Annotated in this window: 15 protein-coding genes; 11 read left to right on the forward strand and 4 right to left on the reverse strand. The window is 65.1% G+C overall.

Annotated features, from left to right (window positions below):
• Window positions 1-10: 10 nt before the first annotated feature.
• The 6 genes from I6L33_RS20075 to I6L33_RS20100 all read left to right on the forward strand — a co-directional run bounded on the left by I6L33_RS20075 (window position 11) and on the right by I6L33_RS20100 (window position 7,869).
• Window positions 11-1,003 (forward strand): ABC transporter ATP-binding protein, encoded by a 993-nt coding sequence (locus I6L33_RS20075; RefSeq protein ID WP_005303263.1) that lies wholly within the window; start codon window positions 11-13, stop codon window positions 1,001-1,003.
• Between the two features lie 114 nt (window positions 1,004-1,117).
• Complete coding sequence (locus I6L33_RS20080) at window positions 1,118-2,839, forward strand: glycoside hydrolase family 9 protein (RefSeq protein ID WP_216973209.1); 1,722 nt, start codon at window positions 1,118-1,120, stop codon at window positions 2,837-2,839.
• A complete protein-coding gene (locus tag I6L33_RS20085; protein WP_216973210.1) occupies window positions 2,832-3,704 on the forward strand; it encodes a BadF/BadG/BcrA/BcrD ATPase family protein in 873 nt (290 codons plus the stop codon). The genes I6L33_RS20080 and I6L33_RS20085 overlap by 8 nt, the downstream gene beginning before the upstream one ends.
• 103 nt (window positions 3,705-3,807) lie before the next feature.
• Window positions 3,808-5,676, forward strand: a complete 1,869-nt coding sequence (locus I6L33_RS20090; RefSeq protein WP_216973211.1) for a beta-N-acetylhexosaminidase — start codon at window positions 3,808-3,810, stop codon at window positions 5,674-5,676.
• Between the two features lie 215 nt (window positions 5,677-5,891).
• Complete coding sequence (locus I6L33_RS20095; RefSeq protein ID WP_216973212.1) at window positions 5,892-7,445, forward strand: PAS domain-containing methyl-accepting chemotaxis protein; 1,554 nt, start codon at window positions 5,892-5,894, stop codon at window positions 7,443-7,445.
• A gap of 67 nt (window positions 7,446-7,512) precedes the next feature.
• Window positions 7,513-7,869 (forward strand): MGMT family protein, encoded by a 357-nt coding sequence (locus tag I6L33_RS20100; RefSeq protein ID WP_017785210.1) that lies wholly within the window; start codon window positions 7,513-7,515, stop codon window positions 7,867-7,869.
• Between the two features lie 15 nt (window positions 7,870-7,884).
• On the opposite strand, the gene I6L33_RS20105 is transcribed toward I6L33_RS20100, so the two are convergent.
• Complete coding sequence (locus tag I6L33_RS20105) at window positions 7,885-8,052, reverse strand: hypothetical protein (protein ID WP_005303277.1); 168 nt, start codon at window positions 8,050-8,052, stop codon at window positions 7,885-7,887.
• Window positions 8,053-8,166: 114 nt separating this feature from the next.
• Window positions 8,167-10,788, reverse strand: a complete 2,622-nt coding sequence (gene topA / locus I6L33_RS20110) for a type I DNA topoisomerase (protein WP_216973213.1) — start codon at window positions 10,786-10,788, stop codon at window positions 8,167-8,169.
• Between the two features lie 361 nt (window positions 10,789-11,149).
• Between topA and astB the strand changes: the two genes are divergently transcribed.
• Window positions 11,150-12,487, forward strand: a complete 1,338-nt coding sequence (gene astB / locus I6L33_RS20115) for an N-succinylarginine dihydrolase (protein WP_216973214.1) — start codon at window positions 11,150-11,152, stop codon at window positions 12,485-12,487.
• Between the two features lie 72 nt (window positions 12,488-12,559).
• On the opposite strand, the gene sohB is transcribed toward astB, so the two are convergent.
• Complete coding sequence (gene sohB / locus I6L33_RS20120; RefSeq protein ID WP_017785212.1) at window positions 12,560-13,567, reverse strand: protease SohB; 1,008 nt, start codon at window positions 13,565-13,567, stop codon at window positions 12,560-12,562.
• Window positions 13,568-13,800: 233 nt separating this feature from the next.
• On the opposite strand from sohB, the gene I6L33_RS20125 reads away from it, so the two are divergent.
• Window positions 13,801-14,556: a YciK family oxidoreductase gene (locus tag I6L33_RS20125; RefSeq protein WP_010633256.1), complete on the forward strand. Its 756-nt coding sequence runs from the start codon at window positions 13,801-13,803 to the stop codon at window positions 14,554-14,556.
• Window positions 14,557-14,673: 117 nt separating this feature from the next.
• The gene (locus tag I6L33_RS20130) at window positions 14,674-15,558 is read left to right on the forward strand and encodes a LysR family transcriptional regulator (RefSeq protein ID WP_216973215.1); all 885 of its coding nucleotides are present in this window, start codon (window positions 14,674-14,676) and stop codon (window positions 15,556-15,558) included.
• A gap of 55 nt (window positions 15,559-15,613) precedes the next feature.
• Here I6L33_RS20130 and I6L33_RS20135 read toward each other — a convergent pair whose 3' ends face one another.
• Complete coding sequence (locus I6L33_RS20135; RefSeq protein WP_010633254.1) at window positions 15,614-16,786, reverse strand: MFS transporter; 1,173 nt, start codon at window positions 16,784-16,786, stop codon at window positions 15,614-15,616.
• Window positions 16,787-16,947: 161 nt separating this feature from the next.
• Between I6L33_RS20135 and I6L33_RS20140 the strand changes: the two genes are divergently transcribed.
• On the forward strand, window positions 16,948-18,087 hold the full coding sequence (locus tag I6L33_RS20140) for a MalY/PatB family protein (RefSeq protein ID WP_216973216.1): 1,140 nt from the start codon (window positions 16,948-16,950) through the stop codon (window positions 18,085-18,087).
• A gap of 221 nt (window positions 18,088-18,308) precedes the next feature.
• A complete protein-coding gene (locus I6L33_RS20145; protein ID WP_216973217.1) occupies window positions 18,309-19,691 on the forward strand; it encodes a TAXI family TRAP transporter solute-binding subunit in 1,383 nt (460 codons plus the stop codon).
• Window positions 19,692-19,758 lie beyond the last annotated feature (67 nt).

Consider the following 19,758-nt stretch of genomic DNA (forward strand, 5'->3'; position numbering starts at 1 on the left):
GATGTCTGTCATGCAAATCGCCAAAACCGACGCCCCCATCATCGAAGTCCAGCACCTCTACAAGGACTTCCCCGTCAACTCCAATGCCATCAAGAGCGGCAAGATGCGGGCCCTCTCGGACATCACCTTCAACCTGCACCGGGGCCGCGCCCTGGCGGTGGTGGGAGAGTCCGGCTCCGGCAAGAGCACCATCGCCAAGATCATCGCCAAGATGTACAAGCTCTCCGGCGGCCGCATCCTCTATCGCGGCCGCGACCTGGAGGAGTTCAACAAGGGCACTGCCCTGCTCGACTACCGTCAGAGCGTGCAGATGGTGTGGCAAGATCCGTTCGGTTCGCTGAACCCGACCCACACCATTTACCACCACATCGCCCGCCCCCTGCTGCTGCACAGCAAGGTGATCGACAAGCGTGACCTCCCCGACATGGTCTATGGCCTGCTGGAGAAGGTGGGGCTCACCCCTGCCAAGGCGACTGCGGCCAAGTACCCGCACCAGCTCTCCGGCGGCCAGCGCCAGCGGGTCAACATCGCCCGCAACCTGGCGGTGGAGGCGGAAGTGGTGCTGGCGGACGAGCCCACCTCCATGCTCGACGTCTCCATTCGCATCGGCATCCTCAACCTGATGGAGCAGATGAAGGACGAACTCGGCGTCTCCATGCTCTACATCACCCACGACATCGCCACCGCCCGCTACGTGGCCGAAGATCTGGCGGTGATGTACGTCGGGCACATGGTGGAGTGGGGCGAGGTGGACGAGATCCTGCACCACCCCCAGCACCCCTACACCCAGCTGCTCATCTCGGCGGTGCCCGACCCCGAGAAGAGCATCCACGCCGAACTGGAGGGCGGCCGCAAGGGGGAGATCCCGCTCTGGACGCCGGAATCCTGCGGTTGCCCCTTCGCCGGGCGCTGCAATCAGGTGATGCCGCGCTGCAAGGAGACCCTGCCCCCCGTCAGCAAGCTCGCCGACAACCACTTCGTACGCTGCTACCTCTACGAGTGAGGGTGAGCCTTGAACCGGCCGGACAGCGCTGTCCGGCCATGCCTCGATACGGGGCGGCCATGGCCCCGTAATGTGCCTCACCGCCTGTCGGTGAACCACAGGAGTAATACCTCGATGGAACTCTTGATCAATCAGGTGGGTTACCCGTGCGATGGGGAGAAGATCGCCCTGCTGCAAGCCACCCCCGCCCATGACCTCGGCGGCTATGTCAGGCTGCAACGCCAGGGTGATGGCCAGATCCTGTTTGAAACCCCGTTGCAAGCGGCCGGCAGCGTCCCAGGCTGGCAGGGCCGCGCTTACTGGCGCGCCGACTTCTCGGCATTCCAAGAGCCCGGCCACTATCGGCTGGAGGCGATCACCGCCCAAGGCATTGTCCGCTCTACCCGCTTTGTCATCGGCCCCGATCTGCTGGCCAGCCGCTGCCTCTCCGACGTCATCCACTACTTCAAGGGACAGCGCGCCAGCGGCGCCTTCGATCGGGCCGACCGCAGCGCCCGTCTGTTTGGCACCGACCTGCGCCGGGACGTGCACGGCGGCTGGTTCGATGCCAGCGGCGACATGAGCAAATACCTGAGCCACCTCTCCTACGCCAACTACCTCAACCCCCAGCAGACCCCCATGGTGGTCTGGGCCCTGCTCAAGTGCCGGGAGCTCTTGGCCCCGCGCCGCGACATCGACGGGATCAACCTCTGCAAGCGGCTCAATGACGAGGCGCTGCACGGCGCCGATTTTCTCTGCCGGATGCAGGATGAGTCGGGCTTCTTCTACATGACCCTGTTCGACAAGTGGAGCAAGGATCCCGAGCAGCGCGAGCTGTGCGCCTACGCCACCCAGCAGGGGCTCAAGTCCGCCAACTGGCAGGCGGGTTTCCGTCAAGGGGGCGGCATGGCCATCGCCGCCCTGGCCCGCGCCGCCCGCGAAAGCATCAGCGGCGACTTTGATGCCAGCCGCTACGCCGAGGCGGCCAGACGCGGCTACCTGCACCTGCGTGAGCACAACCTGGCCTATCTGGACGATGGGGTCGAGAACATCATCGACGACTACTGCGCCCTGCTGGCAGCGGTCGAGCTGACCCGCACCCTGGGCCCAGAGTGGCTGGCAGAGGCCAGAGTGCGGGCCGGCAAGCTCTGCGCCCGCCAGCACCCTCACCCGGAGCTCGGCCACTATTGGGCGGCCAACGAGGATGGCTCGCGCCCCTACTACCACGCCGCCGAGGCGGGCCTGCCGGTGCTGGCCCTGCTGGAATACGTGGAAATCGAGCCGGACTGGGAGCGCAAGAGCGCGGTGCAGCGGGTGATCGAGCAGGCGCTGGCCGCCGAGCTGGCGCTCTGCGCCCGCCCCGGCAACCCGTTCGCCCTCGCCCGCCAGTATGTGAAGGGGGTCGATAAGGCCCCCCGGGTGAGCTTTTTCATGCCCCATCACAACGAGTCGGGTTACTGGTGGCAGGGGGAGAACGCTCGCCTCGCGTCGCTCGCCGCCATGGCGTTTGCCGCCGCCGCCCAGCTGCCGCGCCAACGCAAGCCGTTGCTCACCTTCGGCCAGCACCAGCTCGACTGGATCCTGGGACAGAATCCCTTCAACGCCTGCATGCTGGCGGGCCATGGCAGCAACAACCCCACCTACACCGCCGGTTATCCCAATGCGCTGGGGGGGATCTGCAACGGCATCACCGCCGGCTTCGATGACGAGGCGGAGGTCGCATTCATTCCAGAGGCGTACAAGGATCGGCTGGATCAGAACTGGCGCTGGGGCGAGCAGTGGATACCCCACGCCGCCTGGTTTGCTCTGGCCATCACTTGGCAGAATGCGCACGGAAATGGAGGTCGACATGATTGAGTACTGGGTCGGGGTCGATGGCGGCGGCACCCACACCCGCGCCCGCATTCGGGATCGGGCCGGCAAGCTGCTCGGCGAGGGGCGCGCCGCCGGCTCCAATCTGGAGCTCGGCATCGCGCTCGCCCACGGCAACGTGCTGGCCGCCATCGAGCAGGCCCGTATCGAGGCAGGGCTGACTGTGGATGCCCAGCAACGGATGGGGGTCGGGCTGGCGCTCGCCTCCGCCGAGCTGGCCGACTGCTATCACGCCATGCTGACCATGCCCTTCCCCTTTGCGAGCGTGCGACTCACCTCCGACGCCTTCGGGGCCTGCCTGGGCGCCTTTGGCGGCGAAGAGGGGGCCATCCTCATCGCCGGCACCGGCTCGGCCGGGCTCATCTATCGCCACGGCCAGCTGTACACCTGCTCCGGCCGCGGCTTTCTCATCTCGGATCTGGGCAGTGGCGCCTGGCTGGGGCTGCGCGCCATCCAGCAATCCCTGCTCTGCCACGACGGCATCCTGCCCCCCAGCACCCTGGCCATCCGCTTGCTCGATCACTTCAAGCGGGATCAGGCCGAGGTGGTACGCTGGGCCGCCCGCGCCATCCCCGCCGACTACGGCCGCTTCGCCCCCTGGGTATTCGATGCCGCCAGCGACGGCGACGAGCTCGCCTGCCAGCTGCTGGATGAGACCTGCCAGCAGCTGGCCACCCTGCTGGAGGGGATGCGCCAGCTGGGCGCCGACCGGATAGCCCTGCTCGGCGGCATCGGCATGCGCCTCGCCCCCCGTCTGGCACACCTGCCGCTGGTCAGCCCCGGCGCCGACGCGCTGGAGGGGGCCATCCTGTTTGCCAAGACGGAGACGCTGCCATGCCTGCACTCCTGAACCGGGCGTACCGTGCCAGCACCGGCACACCCTCCCCTCAACCATCGCCAGCCGCCTTTACCATGGCGGCCGGCCCCCTGCTCGTGCAACCGAAGGAGTTTTCATGTCCGCACCCCTGATCCACACCCAGGTCGACCGACGCGATGGTGACGACGTCTGGTTTCGTTTCAGCCTGAGCCAGCTGCCGGATGCCCCCTGGAAGCTCCACTTCTGCCTGGCCCGTCACATCGACCCCGGCTCGGTAGAGGGAGGGGAGCTGGAGCGCCAGAGCGGCAGCTACAAGGTCTTGATCCCGCAAACGGGGGCCAGCGAGCTGCGCTTCTGCTGTCGCAGCACCCCCATCAAGCGCCTCTCCGACATGCCGCGCGGCTTCTTCCTGAGCCTGCCCCGGGCCAGCAGCGGCTCCCAGCTGATGCCGGTGGAGCTGACCGGCGAGGAGCTGGGCCTGCCACAATCCGCCACTGCGGCGCCAGATCTCCCCGAGGTGGAGCCCCTCGCCGGCATAGTGCCCCAACCGGATCGCTTGTTGCTGCTGGAGGGCAACTTCCGGCTGGCGGAACGCGCCCACGTCAGCGGCCCGAGCCCCCTGCTCGGCCCGCTGCTGGCCCACTTCAACGAGCTGACCGGGCTCGCGCTGGCGCAGGATCACGACGCCGAGATCCGGCTGGTTGAAAGCGGTCTGGGCCCGGAGGCCTACCGGCTCACCATCACCCCGGAGGAGATAGTGATTGCCGCCGGCGGCGAGGCAGGTTGGCGCCATGGCCTCGTCAGCCTGGCCCAGTGGTATCTGCAGCACGGCGAGAGCCTGCCCTGCATCGAGCTCAGCGACGCGCCGCGCTTTGGCTTTCGCGGCATCTTTCTCGACTGTGCCCGCCACTTTCACTCCCTCACCACCCTCAAGCGCCTGCTCAAGCTGATGAGCCTCTACAAGTTCAATCGCTTCCACTGGCACCTGACCGATGACGAGGGGTGGCGCCTCGAGATCAAGGCCTTCCCCCAGCTGACCGAGCTGGCCGCCTGGCGCGGCCACGGCCTGGCCGTCGGGCCCCAGCTGAGCGGCGGCCCGGAGCCCTACGGCGGCTACTACACCCAGAGCGAGGTGCGCGAGCTGGTGGCCTACGGCGCCGGGCTTGGCATCACCATCATTCCGGAAATTGACATCCCCGGTCACTGCCACGCCGCCATCAAGGCGCTGCCCGAACTGCTGGTGGAGGAGGCCGACCGCTCCCGCTACCTGTCGGTGCAATATTTTGACGACAACGTGCTCAACCCGGCGCTGCCCGGCACCTATCAATTCCTGGAAGCCGTGATGGACGAGGTGTGCGAGCTGTTCCCGGGGCCACTGGTGCACATGGGGGGAGACGAGGTGCCCAGCGGGGTCTGGACCGACAGCCCCGCCTGCCAGCAACTGATGAAGCAGCAGGGCTATCAGGATTGCCGCGAGCTGCAGGGCCACCTGCTGCGCCACTGCCAGCAGTACCTGGCCGGCAAGGGCAAGCGGATGCTGGGTTGGGAGGAGATCCTGCATGGCGACAAGGTGAGCCGGGACGCCACCATCTTCGCCTGGACCAGCTTCCAGGCCGGGCTCGATGCGGCGACGGCGGGCTATCCGGTGGTGATGGCGCCGGCCCAGCACCTCTATCTGGACCTTGCCTGGAGTCAGGACATCCAGGAACCCGGCCTCTACTGGGCGGGCACCCTCAATCTGGCGCAGGTCTACGCGTGCGACCCGGCCCCAGCCGATTTCCATGCCAACGATAACATCCTGGGGGTGCTGAGCCCCTTATGGTCGGAACTGATCACCTCTCGCGATCGTCTCGACTATATGTTGTTCCCGCGCATGCTGGCGACCGCCGAGGTGGCCTGGAGTGCCCCCGCCCGCAAGGGGTGGGAGCACTTCGCCGCCCGTCTGCCGGGCCAGCTGCAGATCCTCGACCAGCTCCAGGTGCGTTACCGGGTACCGCAGAGGTAGTGTTATCTTTTTTCCTTGGCGGCCTGATGGCCGCCTTTTTTTACGATTAACCAACAAAACATCAACTTGCCCCTACCATTCATCCGCCATTGTTGGCAAAATTCAGCCCCCTATGAAGCCGGTCTGCCGCCTGCTGGCGCGAGCCAGCGGCCATCTCCAGATCTGCCACAATAACAACGACAAAGTTATCAACAAGAACATCGGAGCGTATTCCTATGGCCCGCAGAGACGTCCATACCCTGGACAGCGAAGTGGAGTTTCCTGCCGACGAACAACTGGTCTCCACCACGGATCTGCGCGGGGTGATCACCTACGCCAACCCCGCCTTCTGCCGCATCGCCGGCTACTCGGTCGACGAGCTGGTCGGCCACAACCACAACCTGGTGCGCCACCCAGACATGCCCAAGGCGGCCTTCGCCGATCTCTGGGCCCGCCTCAAGGAGGGCAAGCCCTGGCGTGGCATGGTGAAGAACCGCTGCAAGGATGGCCGCTACTACTGGGTCGATGCCTATGTGACCCCCATCTACGAGGGCAACCGGATCAGCGGCTATCAGTCGGTGCGCTGCAAGCCGGATCCCCAGCTCAAGCGCATCGCCGGCCAGGCCTACCAGGCCCTGCTCAAGGCCGAGCGCGGTACCGGCAGCCGCCTCCCCTCCCTTGCCCGGGTGCGCGCACCGGCCATCGCCCTGCTGCTGCTCGGCCTGATGGGCTGGGCCTTCGCCAGCCAGGGGGCCATGACCGCCCTGCTGATGCTGCTGCCCCTGCTGCTCATTGGCGGCGCCTACTGGCGCGAGATCTTCGCCCTGCCGCTCTATCTGCAGCAGCTGGGCCGCGAATACGACAGCCTGACCCGGCTGGTCTACTCAGGTGACGGCCCCGGCGCCATTGCCGATTTTCACATCAAGATGCTGCAGGCCCGCATCCGCACCGTGCTGGGCCGGGTCAACGATGCGACCAACCCGCTGCAGGCCCTGGCCAGCAACCTGAAACAGGCTTCCCATCAGGCCTGCCTCGACATCAACGAGCAAGATGCCCAGACCCAGCAGATGGCCGCCGCCATGACCCAGATGGCCAGCACGGCCCACGAGATCGCCCGCAACATCCAGGACTCCAACGGTCAGGTGAGCGAAGCCCGCAGCCGCTGCCAGCACACGGACAAGCAGCTGGCCCAGACCGAGCAGCGCATCGAGCAGCTCGCCAGACAGGCGGAGCTGGCCTTCAACTCGGCGGTGGAGCTGGCCAGCGAGTCGGAGCGGATCGGCAGCGTGATGGGAGAGATCCAGGGCATCGCCGACCAGACCAACCTGCTGGCGCTCAACGCCGCCATCGAGGCGGCCCGGGCTGGCGAACAGGGGCGCGGCTTTGCTGTGGTGGCCGACGAGGTGCGCACCCTCTCCACCCGCACCCACAAGGCGACCGAGCAGATCCAGGGCAGCATCCAGCAGATCCAGCACACCCTGGGCCGCTGGAAGGGGATGATGCAGGAGAACCTGCAGCAGACCCGCGAGTGCGCCGAGATGACCCGTCAGGGCTCCAGCAGCCTGCATACCGTGCTGCAGGAGATCGAGCTGGTGACCGAGTTCTCCACCCAGATCGCCGCCGCCGCCGAGCAGCAGCAGACGGTGGTGGAGGACATCAGCCGCAGCATCCACCAGATCTCCGAGTACTCCCACGCCAACAGCCAGAAGATGCAGGAGGTCGACGACTCCAGTCAGGAGCTGCTAGAGCGGGCCAGGCAGCTCAAGGGGCTCAGCCAGACCTTCGGCTGACACATTTGCCAGTCACCCGACAGAAGCGCCACAATGGCGCTTCTGTTGTTTTTGACGAGTCAACTTCATGAGAACGGAATCGACCCCCACCCCGCTGAACAAGGTGGCCCGCATCGAGGCGATCCTCGCCCTGATCCCGGCCGGTCGCGTGGTGAGCTATGGCCAGGTCGCGGATCTGGCGGGGCTGCCAGGCCGGGCCAGGCTGGTGGGCAAGGTGCTGCGGGAGACCGACAAGGTGCTGCCCTGGCACAGGGTGCTGGGCGCGGCGGGCACCATTTCACTGCCCAAGGGGTCGGCAGGCTTTGACAGACAGGCGGGATTGCTGCAGGAAGAGGGGGTGCCCGTGATTGGCGGGCGGGTCAGGATGAAGGAGTGGCAGTGGCAGCCCGACCTCGCCGAGCTGCTGTTTCTCCTGCCCTTCTGACGATGGCGGCCCGCCTCACCGGGTGATGGGGGCCAGGATCTCGTCACTGCGCACCTGCACCGGGATGGTTTCATACTCCCGTTGCAACAGCACCAGCAGACTCTGCTTGTCCACTTCCAGCACATAGGCGGTTCCTTCCCGGGTCAGACAGGTCATTCCCGGCCGGATCTCGTTAATCTCCATCACAACCTCCGTGTCCAGCGCTGCCATCCTTGCAGCGGTTTCAGTATACCGCCATCTGAAAACAAAAAGGCCCCTGCGAGGGGCCTCTTTCATCAGAGTGTGCGCGCTGCGCAATCACGCCTTCTTCGACTTGGCCAGGCTCTCCTGCCACTTGCCGTTGTCGTAGTGCGCCGTCCAGCCGGTCGCCTTGCCGTTGACCTCGGTCATCACGTACTGCTCCTTGGTCTTGCGACTGAAGCGCACGATGGAGGCGTTACCGTCAGGATCTGACGCCGGGGCATCGGCCAGGTACTGGTGCTTGGGCGACAGGCGCTCCTTGAAGCGCTTGAGCTCTTCCACCAGCGGCGCACGGGTCTCGCGGGATTTCGGGAAGTTGCTGGCGGCCAGGAACAGGCCGGCGGCCCCGTCACGCAGCACGAAGTGGGCGTCGGACTGGGTGCATTTCAGCTCCGGCAGCGGTACCGGATCTTCCTTCGGCGGCGCGATATCACCATTTTTCAGGATCTTGCGGGTGTTCTTGCAGGTGTCGTTGGTGCAACCCATGTACTTGCCGAAGCGGCCGTTCTTGAGCTGCATCTCGCTGCCACAGCGGTCACACTCGATGCTCGGCCCTTCGTAGCCCTTGAGCTTGAACTGGCCTTTCTCGATCTCGTAGCCGTCGCAATCCGGGTTGCGACCGCAGACGTGCAGCTTGCGGCTGTCGTCGATGATGTAGGCATCCATGGCGGTACCGCACACGCCGCAGCGGTGCTTGGCGCGCAGCGCCTCGGTTTCGGCCTCGTCACCGTCGGTGGCGGAGACGAACTCGTCGGCGGAGACCAGGTTGATGGTCTTCTTGCAGCGCTCTTTGGGCGGCAAGGCGTAACCGGAGCAGCCGAGGAAGACCCCGGTGGTGGCGGTGCGGATGCCCATCTTGCGGCCGCAATCCGGGCAGTCGATGTCGGTCAGCACCATCTGGTTGGCACGCATGCCCCCCTCTTCCACCGGCAGATCCGCTTTTTCCAGCTCCTGGGTGAACTCGGCGTAGAAGGCGTCCAGCACCTTCTTCCACTCCAGGCTCCCCTCGGCGATGCCATCGAGCTTGTCTTCCATCTTGGCGGTGAACTCGTAGTTCATCAGCTCGACGAAGTTTTCCACCAGCCGGTCGGTGACGATCTCGCCCATCTTCTCGGCGAAGAAACGGCGGCTCTCGACCCGCACATAACCACGGTCGACGATGGTGGAGATGATGGAGGCGTAGGTGGACGGGCGGCCGATGCCGCGTTTTTCCAGCTCGCGCACCAGCGCCGCTTCGGTGAAGCGCGCGGGCGGCTTGGTGAAGTGCTGGCGCGGATCCAGTTTGACCAGTTTCAGCACCTCACCGACGGTCACCGCCGGCAGCTGGCTGTCTTCACCCTTGCGGCCCATTGGCGGCAGCGCCTTGGTCCAACCGGCGAAGCGCAGGGTGCGACCGCGCGCCTTGAGCTCGAACTCGCCCGCCTTGACGGTCAGGGTGGAGGAGTCGTACTGGGCCGGGGTCATCTGGCAGGCGACAAACTGACGCCAGATGAGGTCATAGAGCCGCATGGCGTCCGGCTCCATCCCTTCCAGCATCTCGGCCGTCACCAGCACGCTGGAGGGGCGGATCGCCTCGTGGGCCTCCTGGGCATTGGCCTTGGCACCGTACAGATTCGGCTCGGCCGGCAGATAGGCGGCGCCATACTGCTCGCCGATGTATTCCCGCACCGCGTCGACCGCCTCTTTGCTGAGGTTGGTGGAGTCAGTACGCATATAGGTGATGTAACCCGCCTCATAGAGACGCTGTGCCATCATCATGGTCTTCTTCACCCCGAAGCTCAGACGGGTGGAGGCCGCCTGTTGCAGGGTAGAGGTGATGAAGGGAGCGGACGGCTTGGAGCCGGTCGGCTTGTCTTCCCGGTTCACCACCTTGTAGTCGACCCCTTCCAGGGCGGCCACGGCGGCAAAGGTCTCGGCCTGGGTCACCGGCTTGAAGTCGGCGCCATTGCGGCTGACCACTTCCATGCGCAGATCGCTGTTGTCCGCAGTCAGCAGATCGGCGTTGAGATCCCAGAACTCCACCGGCACGAACGCCTTGATCTCGCGCTCTTTATCGACGATGAGGCGCACCGCGACCGACTGCACCCGGCCGGCGGAGAGGCCGCGAGCCAGCTTCTTCCACAAGAGCGGAGAGACCATGTAACCCACCACCCGGTCGAGGAAACGACGGGCCTGCTGGGCATTGACGCGGTGAATGTTCAGCTCGGACGGCTGGGCGAACGCCTCCTGGATGGCGGTCTTGGTGATCTCGTTGAACACCACGCGCTTGTAGCGGCTGTCGTCGCCGCCGATGATCTCGCGCAGGTGCCAGGCGATCGCTTCCCCCTCTCTATCCAAGTCGGTTGCGAGATAGATGGTGTCGGCCTTCTCGGCCAGACTCTGCAACTCGCTGACCACTTTTTCCTTGCCGGGCAAAATCTGGTAGTTGGCCTGCCAGCCTGCGGTCGGATTGATCCCCATCCGTGAGAACAGGGCATTGCGCTCCTTGGCAGCCTTTTCTGATTCGCTCAGCTTGATGCCGCGAATGACAGGTTTTTTGGGCTCGTTGCTGGCGCTGCCGCTGGTCGGCAGATCGCGCACGTGACCAACGCTGGATTTCACCACGTAGTCCTTGCCCAAATATTTGTTGATGGTCTTGGCCTTGGCCGGAGACTCCACTATGACCAGTGATTTGCCCATGCTGTAACTATTATCCTCATTGCACCCGACGGGGTTGGTGTGCGGTTTTGTGGGGCTGTATAAGAGATTTGACGGGAAAAAGCAATCTTGTGAGCAAATTTGCCCAGCAGCCCGAACCACCTTGCTTCTTTATTTATTAATGCGAAGCCGAGCCGCGGGAAGCAACCGCTTTTTTATTTTTATGCTATATCCACCCTCTTTTTATATTGGAAACGACATAACCAACCGCTCTTGTAACATAACAAACCAGTTTCGTTATCAGCTTGTTACAAAAGACAAAATCTCCTTATAATGGCTGCATCCCGCAGCATTGTGCGCGGAAGGAACCGCTACCCATATAAAAATCGAAAGGATGTACTCAATGAAGCACTTCGAGGTCAACTTCGACGGCCTGGTCGGCCCGACCCACAACTATGCCGGCTTGTCCTATGGCAACGTCGCCTCCCAGAACAATGCCAAGGAAGCGTCCAATCCGAAGGAGGCCGCCAAGCAGGGTCTGCGCAAGATGAAGGCCTTGACCGACCTCGGCATGGTGCAGGGGGTACTGGCCCCGCAGGAGCGGCCGGATCTCGCCACCCTGCGCCGCCTCGGCTTCACCGGCAACGATGCAAGCGTCTTGGCCCAGGCTGCCAAACAGGCGCCCGCCGTACTGGCCGCCTGCTATTCGGCCTCCAGCATGTGGACCGCCAACGCCGCCACCGTCTCCCCCAGTGCCGATACCCAGGATGGCCGCATCCACTTCACCCCCGCCAACCTGACCAACAAGTTTCACCGCTCCCTCGAGCCCGAGGTGACTGGCCGCATCCTGCGCGCCGTGTTCAACAACGACCGCCATTTCTATCACCATCAGCACCTGCCGGAGAACGACCACTTCGGTGACGAGGGGGCCGCCAACCACACCCGGCTGTGCCGCGCCTATGGCGAGTCCGGGGTCGAGCTGTTCGTCTATGGCCGCAGCGCCTTCGACGTCTCCCAGCCCGCCCCCAAACGCTACCCGGCCCGCCAGACCCTGGAAGCGAGCCAGGCCATCGCCCGCCTGCACGGCCTGGGGGACGAGAGCGCCGTCTTCATCCAGCAGAACCCGGACGTGATCGATCAGGGGGTGTTCCACAACGATGTGATCGCGGTGGGCAACCAGAACGTGCTGTTCTTCCACCAGCAGGCGTTTCTCAACACCGCCTCGGCGCTGGCCGAGGTGCGCACCAAGTTCGGTGACGGCGAGCTGCACTTTATCGAGGTGCCCACTGCCGAGGTGTCGGTGCAGGATGCGGTGAAGTCCTATCTGTTCAACACCCAGATCCTGACCTTACCGTCCGGTGAGATGGCGATCATCGCCCCTACCGAGTGCCGCGACAACCCGGCGGTGTCAGCCTATCTGGCCAATCTGGTAACCCTGGGCACCCCCATCAAGGACGTCCACTACATGGACGTGAAGCAGAGCATGAGAAACGGCGGCGGCCCCGCCTGTCTGCGGCTGCGGGTCGCCATGAACGACACCGAGCTCGCCGCAGTCAACCCGGCCTGCCTCATCACCGACAGTCAGTTTGCCCGCCTGGACGCCTGGGTGGAGAAACACTACCGCGACAGCCTGGCGCTGGACGACCTGCGCGACCCGGCCCTGGTCATGGAGTCCCGCACCGCGCTGGATGAGCTGACCCAGATCCTGAAACTGGGCTCCGTCTACCCGTTCCAACGCTAAAGCGCTACAACCCTATAAAAAAGAGAGCCGGGCAAGTGCCCGGCTCTCTTTTTTCCGTCCTTGAACTGCGCCTCAGCGCCAGGGCCCCTGCTGCCACAGCCGACCCAGACCGGACTCCAGCGCCACGGCAGCCTGCTGGCCCAGCTTCTGGGTCAGGCTCTTGGGCTTGCTGTAGCGAATGCCGACCACCTTGTGCTGGCTGGCCTGGGCCAGCAGATAGTCATCGCTGGTGCAGAGGCTGTCCACCAGCCCGAGCTGCTTGGCCTGACTCGCCAGCCAGTGCTCGCCTGTGGTGACCTTGTCGATGTCGAGGTTGGGTCTGTGCTCGGCCACGAATGCCTTGAAGCGCTCGTGAATGGCGCTCAGCTCCTCGCGAAACTTCTCGCGCCCCAGGTCGTCGTTCTCGCCGAACATGGTGATGGTGCGCTTGTACTGGCCGGCGGTGTGCATCTCGAACTCGATGTCGTGCTTTTTCAGCAGCTTGTTGAAGTTCGGCAGCTGGGCGATCACCCCGATGGAGCCGACGATGGCGAACGGCGCCGCCAAGATCTGATCAGCCACGCAGGCCATCATGTAGCCGCCGCTCGCCGCCACCTTGTCGATGGCCACGGTCAGCTTGATGTCACGATCCCGCAGCCGCTGCAGCTGGGAGGCCGCCAGACCGTAGCCGTGCACCACGCCGCCGCCGGATTCGAGCCGCAGCAGCACTTCGTCCCCCGGCTGGGCCACCCCTATCACGGCGCTCACCTCTTCGCGCAGGGAGGCCACCTCCTTGGCATCCATGCTGCCGTGAAAATCGATGACGAACAGCCGGCTGCGGGCATCTTCGCTCTTGGCTCGCGCCTTGTGCTCGGCCTTGCGCGCCTTCTCCAGCTGCTTGCGCTCCGCCTTGCCGGCCAATGCAGCCTGCAACTGGTGACGCCCCTGCTCCAGCTCGCTGGATAGATCGGTGACCACCAGCTCCCCCTTGCGGGATTTGGGCTGACGGCTGCTTACCACCATCAGGATGACGGCGCCGATGGCGAGCAGTAGGGTAATGGTCTTGGCCAGGAACAGGCCATATTCGGTCAAAAATGCCACTTGATGCTCCACTGGTGTGCCCCCGGGGGGACGATTTTTTCACATTCTAGGGAGTTTGCCCGGTGCGCGCAAAAACTCTGCGTCAACCCGTCAGAAATGCCAATCGACAATCACAACCCCTCTGATTTATTCACATTTTTGCCATCTCATACTGGTCAAACGCCGTGCGGGATCAGTACACTTGCCCCTCTATTGCCGGGCGCATCAGCCACGAATTGTTAACAGGAGTTGTCATGTTCGATTATCAGGCCCCCCAGGATCTGCTCAAGGACAAGGTCATTCTGGTCACGGGTGCCGGTGACGGCATCGGCCGCGAAGCGGCACTCACCTATGCGGCCCACGGCGCCACCGTGATCCTGCTCGGACGCACCAGCGCCAAGCTGGAGGCGGTCTACGACCAGATCGAGGCGGCCGGCCACCCGCTGCCCGCCATCGTGCCGGTGGATCTGAAGGGGGCGACCGCCGCCCACTATCGCGGCATGGCCGAGACCTTCGCCCAGCAGTTCGGCCGCCTCGACGGCGTGCTGTTCAACGCCGGCCTGCTCGGCACCCTGTCACCGTTCGAACACATCCAGGAGCAGGAGTGGGACGAGGTGATGCAGGTCAACGTCAAATCCGAATTCCTGCTGACCCAGGCGCTGCTGCCGCTCATCCGCCAGACCGCCAAGGAGCACGGCGATGCCTCCATCGTCTACACCTCCTCCAGCGTGGGTCGCAAGGGCCGCGCCTACTGGGGCACCTATGCCATCTCCAAGTTCGCCATCGAAGGCATGATGGAGGTGCTGGCGGACGAGCTGGAGAACACCTCGGTGCGGGTCAACACCCTCAACCCGGGCGGTACCCGCACCAAGATGCGGGCCAGCGCCTTCCCGGCCGAAGATCCGCAAACCCTCAAGACCCCGGCCGACCTGATGCCGCTCTATCTCTATCTGATGGGAGTGGACAGCAAGGGCAAAACCGGCCAGACCTTTGTGGCCCAGCCCAAATAAATCAACAAAATAACCCCAACCCTGCGCGGCATGGGGTTAAATTCAATAGGGTGCCGTCGGCACCCTATTGCGAATATGGCAAGGCCCGTTCCATCCAGTCCCTTATCAGGTTGAGATATGTTTCGTCCCAAGAGCACGTTTGAGCAATGGCGGATCTTTCAGGCCGTGGTGGATTGTGGCGGCTACGCCCAGGCCGCCGAGGCGCTGAACAAGAGCCAGTCCTCCCTCAATCATGCGGTAGCCAAACTGCAGCAGAGTCTGGGGGTGGCCCTGCTGGAGGTGAGAGGGCGCAAGGCGGTACTGACGCCGGCGGGGGAGATCTTCCTCAAGCGTGCCCGTCAGCTCAGCCAGCAGGTGGAAGAGCTGGAGAACCTGGCCAACAACCTGGAGCGGCAGTGGGAACCGCAGATCAACCTCTATGTGTCGGTGATGCAGCCGCGCGAGCGGCTCTATCGGGCGCTGGCCCACTTCTATCCCCGCAGCCGGGGCTGCCGGGTCAATCTGCACGAGCGCATCCACTGCCACTTCAACGCCCTGCAGGTGGGGGATCTGATGCTCTCGGAGCACCTGCCCCACGATCGCACCGGTCTGCCACTGGACGAGGTCTGTCTGCTGCCGCTCTGTTCGGCCGAGCACCCGCTCGCCACCCAGGGGGGTGCCATCGCCGCCGAGGCGCTGGCCGGCCACAACCAGATCAGCCTGCATCCCCCCATTCACCGCTCGGTGGACTGGAACGACGCGGACGACACCGGCTGGAAGGCGACCCACTACCACGAGGTGATCGCCATGCTCAGGCTCGGCCTCGGCTATGCCTGGCTGCCCCGCCACCTGGTGCAGGAGGAGCTGGCGAGCGGCGAGCTGGTGGCGCTGGATCTGGCCGGTGGCAACGAGCGCCACCTCTATACCTATCTGCTGACGCCGTCGGCCGACGCCCTGGGCCCGGCCACCGAGCTGCTGCTGCGCTGCCTGCGCAACGAATATCAGGACGACAGCGACCGCTAGCCCGCTCCCCCGCCGCCATCAGGCAGTGAGGCGGGGCTGACCCACCCCTTTGGCTTCAGACGTTCGGCACCCGCCAGCAGGCGGCCAGTGCCAGCAGCGCCAGCCCCATGGCCACCATGAAGACCCCGTGAAAGCTCCAGATCTCCGCCACAGTCCCCGCTATCGCCCCCGCCATGATGGAGCCGGTGCGGATGCTGTTGGCGAACAGGGTGGTCGCCACCCCGGCGCGGCCCGGCATCAGATCCTGGAAGTAGGACATGCCGATGCCGGCGACGATGCCGATGAAGATGGCGTTGAGCAGTTGCAGCGCAATGAGGGCATGCTGGCTCGACAGGGTCACCAGCCCCACGTAGAAGCCGACCCCGGCCAGCACCGCCAGCAGCATCATGGGGCGCTTGCCAAAACGCTGGGTGTAGTGACCCGCCAGCAGCATGAAGGGGATCTCGAGAGCCGCCGCCGTGCCCATCAACACCCCGGCCAGCTTCTCCTCCAGCCCCAGCTCGCGGGTGATGTAGAGCGGCATGTTGATGAGGTACATGCTGTTGCAGGTCCACATCAGGGTGGAGGCGATGAAGAGCGCGCGCACCGACGGATCCCGCCAGCTGCTGACCCGCTCCACCTCGCTGTCCATCACCGGCAGCGGCAACGAGGGCAGCCAGCGCCACACCACGAAGGCGCAGAGCAGATAGGCGAGTGCGGAGGCAAGGTACATCACCTCGAAGCCGTAGCCGATGGCCAGCGCGAAGGCGATGGGGGGCCCTATCACCCAGGCCAGCGAGAACTGGGCCCGCAGCACCGAGCTGAACATGTCGGCCCGCTTGTTGCGGCTGTCGGCGTATTCCCGCGCCAGCGCAAACAGCTGAGGACTGGCGGTGGCCGCCAGGCTCGCCAGCAGCACCCCCAGGCTCACCAGCAGCCAGTATTGCCGGTTCCAGGCAAACAGCAGGGAGAGCACCACGCCGGCGAAGCAGCAGCGCAGGATCAGCCGCTTGCGATCCCCCTTGTTGTCGGAGCGGTGGCCAAGCCACTGGCTGATGAGGATGCCGATCACCGCGTTGACGGTATAGAAGAGCCCCACCAGGAAGGGGCGCACCTGCACCTCCTCGGCCAGGAACAGGCTCAGGGTGGGCACCTGCAGCGCCACCGCCACCCCGGTCATGAAGGTCACGGCCAGAAAAGAGAGAGAGACGGGATCCGTCCTGTTGCGGGCAGCAGTCAACAAGCGCATAGAATTACCACTGATTGGAGGGAAGAAAACTGGCCAAAATTCGGCAAGTGCATGAAATGGCGCCGCTTATTTTATGCCATTATCAAGAGCCACCTCAAGGCTTGCGACCCCGTCGCCGACCCCGTACAGTGAAAGCCCACTGGCCAGCATAAGGATTTCACATGTTTGATTTTGACCGGGAAATAGATCGCAGCGGCACCATGAGCCTGAAATGGGACAAGTACAAGGGACAGGACGTGCTGCCCATGTGGGTCGCCGACACCGACTTCGTCTCGCCCCCTGCCGTCGTCGAGGCCCTCACTGCGCGGGTCGCCCACGGCATCTTCGGCTACTCCCGCCCCTCTCCCCGGCTGATCGAACTCATCATCACGCGGCTGGCCAGCCGCTATGGCTGGACCATCCAGCCCGAGTGGCTCGTCTTTCTGCCCGGGGTGGTGCCCGGTCTCAACCTGGCCTGCAAGGCCTGGAGCCAGCACGGGCGTGGCATCATCACCCCCAAGCCGGTCTACTACCCCTTCCTGCAGGCGCCGGGCTTCAACGACCGGCCGCTGCTCACCGTGCCCATGGTGGAAGAGGCCGGCCGCTGGGTGCTGGATATCGAGGAGCTGGAACGCCAGGCGCCGGCGGCGGATCTGCTGCTGCTGTGCAACCCGCAAAACCCGGGCGGCACCGTCTTCACCCGCGAGGAGCTGCTGGCCATCGACGCCATCGCCGAGCGCCACAACCTGGTGATCTGCTCCGATGAAATTCACTGCGACCTGTTGCTGGACAAGGACGCCCGCCACATCCCCTACGGCGCCCTCAGCCCGGCGGCGGCCGAGCGTTCGGCGGTGATGATGGCCCCGAGCAAGACCTTCAACATCGCCGGGCTCTGCTGCGCCTTCGCAGTGGTGCCCAATGCCCGTCTGCGCCTCAAGCTGCAGCAGGCGATGCGCGGCATCAGTGCCGACGTCAACCTGCTGGGCTTCGTGGCCGCCGAGGCGGCCTATGAAGGGGGCGAACAGTGGCTCAGCGAACAGCTCGACTACCTGGCCGCCAACCTGGCGCTGATCGAGCAGGCGGTCGCCCGCTGGCCCGGCATCAAGCTGGCGCGCCATCAGGCCACCTACCTTGCCTGGATCGACGTGAGCGCGTTGGGGCTGGACGATCCCATCGCCTTCTTCGAGCAGGCCGGGGTGGGGCTCTCCCCCGGTGCCCAGTTTGGCGACGGCCAGTTCGTGCGGCTCAACTTCGGCTGCACCCGGGCCCGCCTCGTCGAGGCGCTGGCCCGCATGGAGAAGGCCATCTTGGCTCGCCGCTGAGCCCCTGCGGGGCGGCGCCGGCCGACCCCGCAATATAATCTGTCCGACCTGATCCGTATCCGCACGCAATAGGGTATATTTTGGCGACGCCCCACCCCGGCCATCCCGGGGCGCCAGGGGCCACCCAACACGGCACCGGCCGCCCTCTTGCGGGCAACGGCCCGATGCCAACCGGGATGGGACTGACCCATCCTTTTTATCAGCCAATGATCCGGTTCACTATGTTCCAACGCGTCTTGCACCTTCTGCCCATCCGGCTGCGCCGAGCCCTGCCCTGGCTGGCAGCGACCCTGGCCCTGCCTCTGCAGGCCGCCACCTATCTCACCATCGGCACGGGGCCGCTGAACGGCGTCTACTATCCGACCGGCGGCGCCATCTGCCGGCTGCTCAATGAAGAGAGCGGCAGCCACGGCCTGCACTGCTCGGTGCAGAGTACCTCGGGTTCCCTCGCCAACCTGAAAGCGCTGGTGCAGGGCAACATCCAGCTGGCACTGGTGCAGTCGGACGTACTGCATCACGCTGCTCACGGCACGGGCCCCTTCCAGGGCCAGCCCCCCGCCGATCAGCTGCGCAGCCTATACCGCCTCCATCAGGAGTCGCTGACCCTGCTTGCCAGCGCCACCAGCAACATCAACACCCTGGCCGACATCGAAGGCAAGCGGGTCGATCTCGGCAACCCGGGTTCCGGGGAGCGGGTCACCAGCCAGGCGCTGCTCGACGCCATGGGCTGGCAGGCCAAGAGCTTTGCCCCCCTCATCCCCGCCGCGGCCAACAACCGGCTGGAGGGGCTCTGTGACGGTACCCTGGACGCCGCCTTCGTGGTGGCGGGCCACCCCAATCAGGCCATCGGCGATCTCACCGGCCGCTGCAAGGCGCGCCTCATCCCCATCGAGGGGGAACAGATAGACAGGCTGCTCAAGCAGCACCCCTACTATCAGCGCGGCCGCATCGGCGCCAACCTCTATCCGGGCCAGACCAGCGGGATCAACACCTTCGCCGTCACCGCCGAGCTGGTGGCGCTGGCCAGCCTGCCGGATAGCGAGGTGCGCACCGTGCGCGACGTGTTGAGCGGCCGGCTCAAGCAGTTCACCCGCCTCCACCCGGCACTGACCCAGCTCACCCTGGAAGGGATGCTGGGTGAGGCGGAAGTGCCGCGCCACGCCGGCATGACGGATGCTCCGCCCACCCTGCTGCCCGAGAGCCTGAGCCCGGCTCCGGCGACCTCGGAGGCCCTGGCTACTTCAGCGGCGCAGCCCACCGAGATGGCACGCCCCGCCGGTGAGGATGCGAAACAAGCCGCCGGCGAGACAGGCGCCCCCTCCCCGGAAGGCACGCCCGCCACTTCATCCGGGCAGACCCCTGGCGCCCTGCTGCCGACCCCCTCTGCAGCCGCGGCCACCGAGCCGGGCGCAAGTAACGTGCTCGAAGGGGCCGCCGTGGAGCAGGGCGGCACGCTGACGGGCACGGCTGCGCCAAGCCCCTCTGCCGTGATGAGCGGGGCACAACCCGCCTCGCCGGCCCCCGCCGAACCGGCATCGACAGCACCGGCACCGGCCGCACCAAGCGGCGCCTCACCGACCGCAGAGGGCACGCCTGCCCAGTAAGACCGCCAAACAGCCACAACGACAGAGGCCACCCAAGGGTGGCCTCTTTTTGTTTCCATATTGGGTG

Origin of the sequence: Aeromonas sp. FDAARGOS 1403, assembly GCF_019047325.1 — a bacterium.
Lineage (GTDB): Bacteria > Pseudomonadota > Gammaproteobacteria > Enterobacterales > Aeromonadaceae > Aeromonas > Aeromonas dhakensis.

Excerpts from the sequence above, each read along its gene's own strand:
- astB (WP_216973214.1), top strand. The coding sequence starts at position 11,150 with ATGAAGCACTTCGAGGTCAACTTCGACGGCCTGGTCGGCCCGACCCAC.
- I6L33_RS20095 (WP_216973212.1), top strand. The coding sequence starts at position 5,892 with ATGGCCCGCAGAGACGTCCATACCCTGGACAGCGAAGTGGAGTTTCCT.
- I6L33_RS20085 (WP_216973210.1), top strand. The coding sequence starts at position 2,832 with ATGATTGAGTACTGGGTCGGGGTCGATGGCGGCGGCACCCACACCCGC.
- I6L33_RS20145 (WP_216973217.1), top strand. The coding sequence starts at position 18,309 with ATGTTCCAACGCGTCTTGCACCTTCTGCCCATCCGGCTGCGCCGAGCC.
- I6L33_RS20075 (WP_005303263.1), top strand. The coding sequence starts at position 11 with ATGCAAATCGCCAAAACCGACGCCCCCATCATCGAAGTCCAGCACCTC.
- I6L33_RS20125 (WP_010633256.1), top strand. The coding sequence starts at position 13,801 with ATGTTCGATTATCAGGCCCCCCAGGATCTGCTCAAGGACAAGGTCATT.
- I6L33_RS20090 (WP_216973211.1), top strand. The coding sequence starts at position 3,808 with ATGTCCGCACCCCTGATCCACACCCAGGTCGACCGACGCGATGGTGAC.
- topA (WP_216973213.1), bottom strand. The coding sequence starts at position 10,788 with ATGGGCAAATCACTGGTCATAGTGGAGTCTCCGGCCAAGGCCAAGACC.
- I6L33_RS20100 (WP_017785210.1), top strand. The coding sequence starts at position 7,513 with ATGAGAACGGAATCGACCCCCACCCCGCTGAACAAGGTGGCCCGCATC.
- I6L33_RS20135 (WP_010633254.1), bottom strand. The coding sequence starts at position 16,786 with ATGCGCTTGTTGACTGCTGCCCGCAACAGGACGGATCCCGTCTCTCTC.
- I6L33_RS20105 (WP_005303277.1), bottom strand. The coding sequence starts at position 8,052 with ATGGAGATTAACGAGATCCGGCCGGGAATGACCTGTCTGACCCGGGAA.
- I6L33_RS20080 (WP_216973209.1), top strand. The coding sequence starts at position 1,118 with ATGGAACTCTTGATCAATCAGGTGGGTTACCCGTGCGATGGGGAGAAG.
- I6L33_RS20140 (WP_216973216.1), top strand. The coding sequence starts at position 16,948 with ATGTTTGATTTTGACCGGGAAATAGATCGCAGCGGCACCATGAGCCTG.
- I6L33_RS20130 (WP_216973215.1), top strand. The coding sequence starts at position 14,674 with ATGTTTCGTCCCAAGAGCACGTTTGAGCAATGGCGGATCTTTCAGGCC.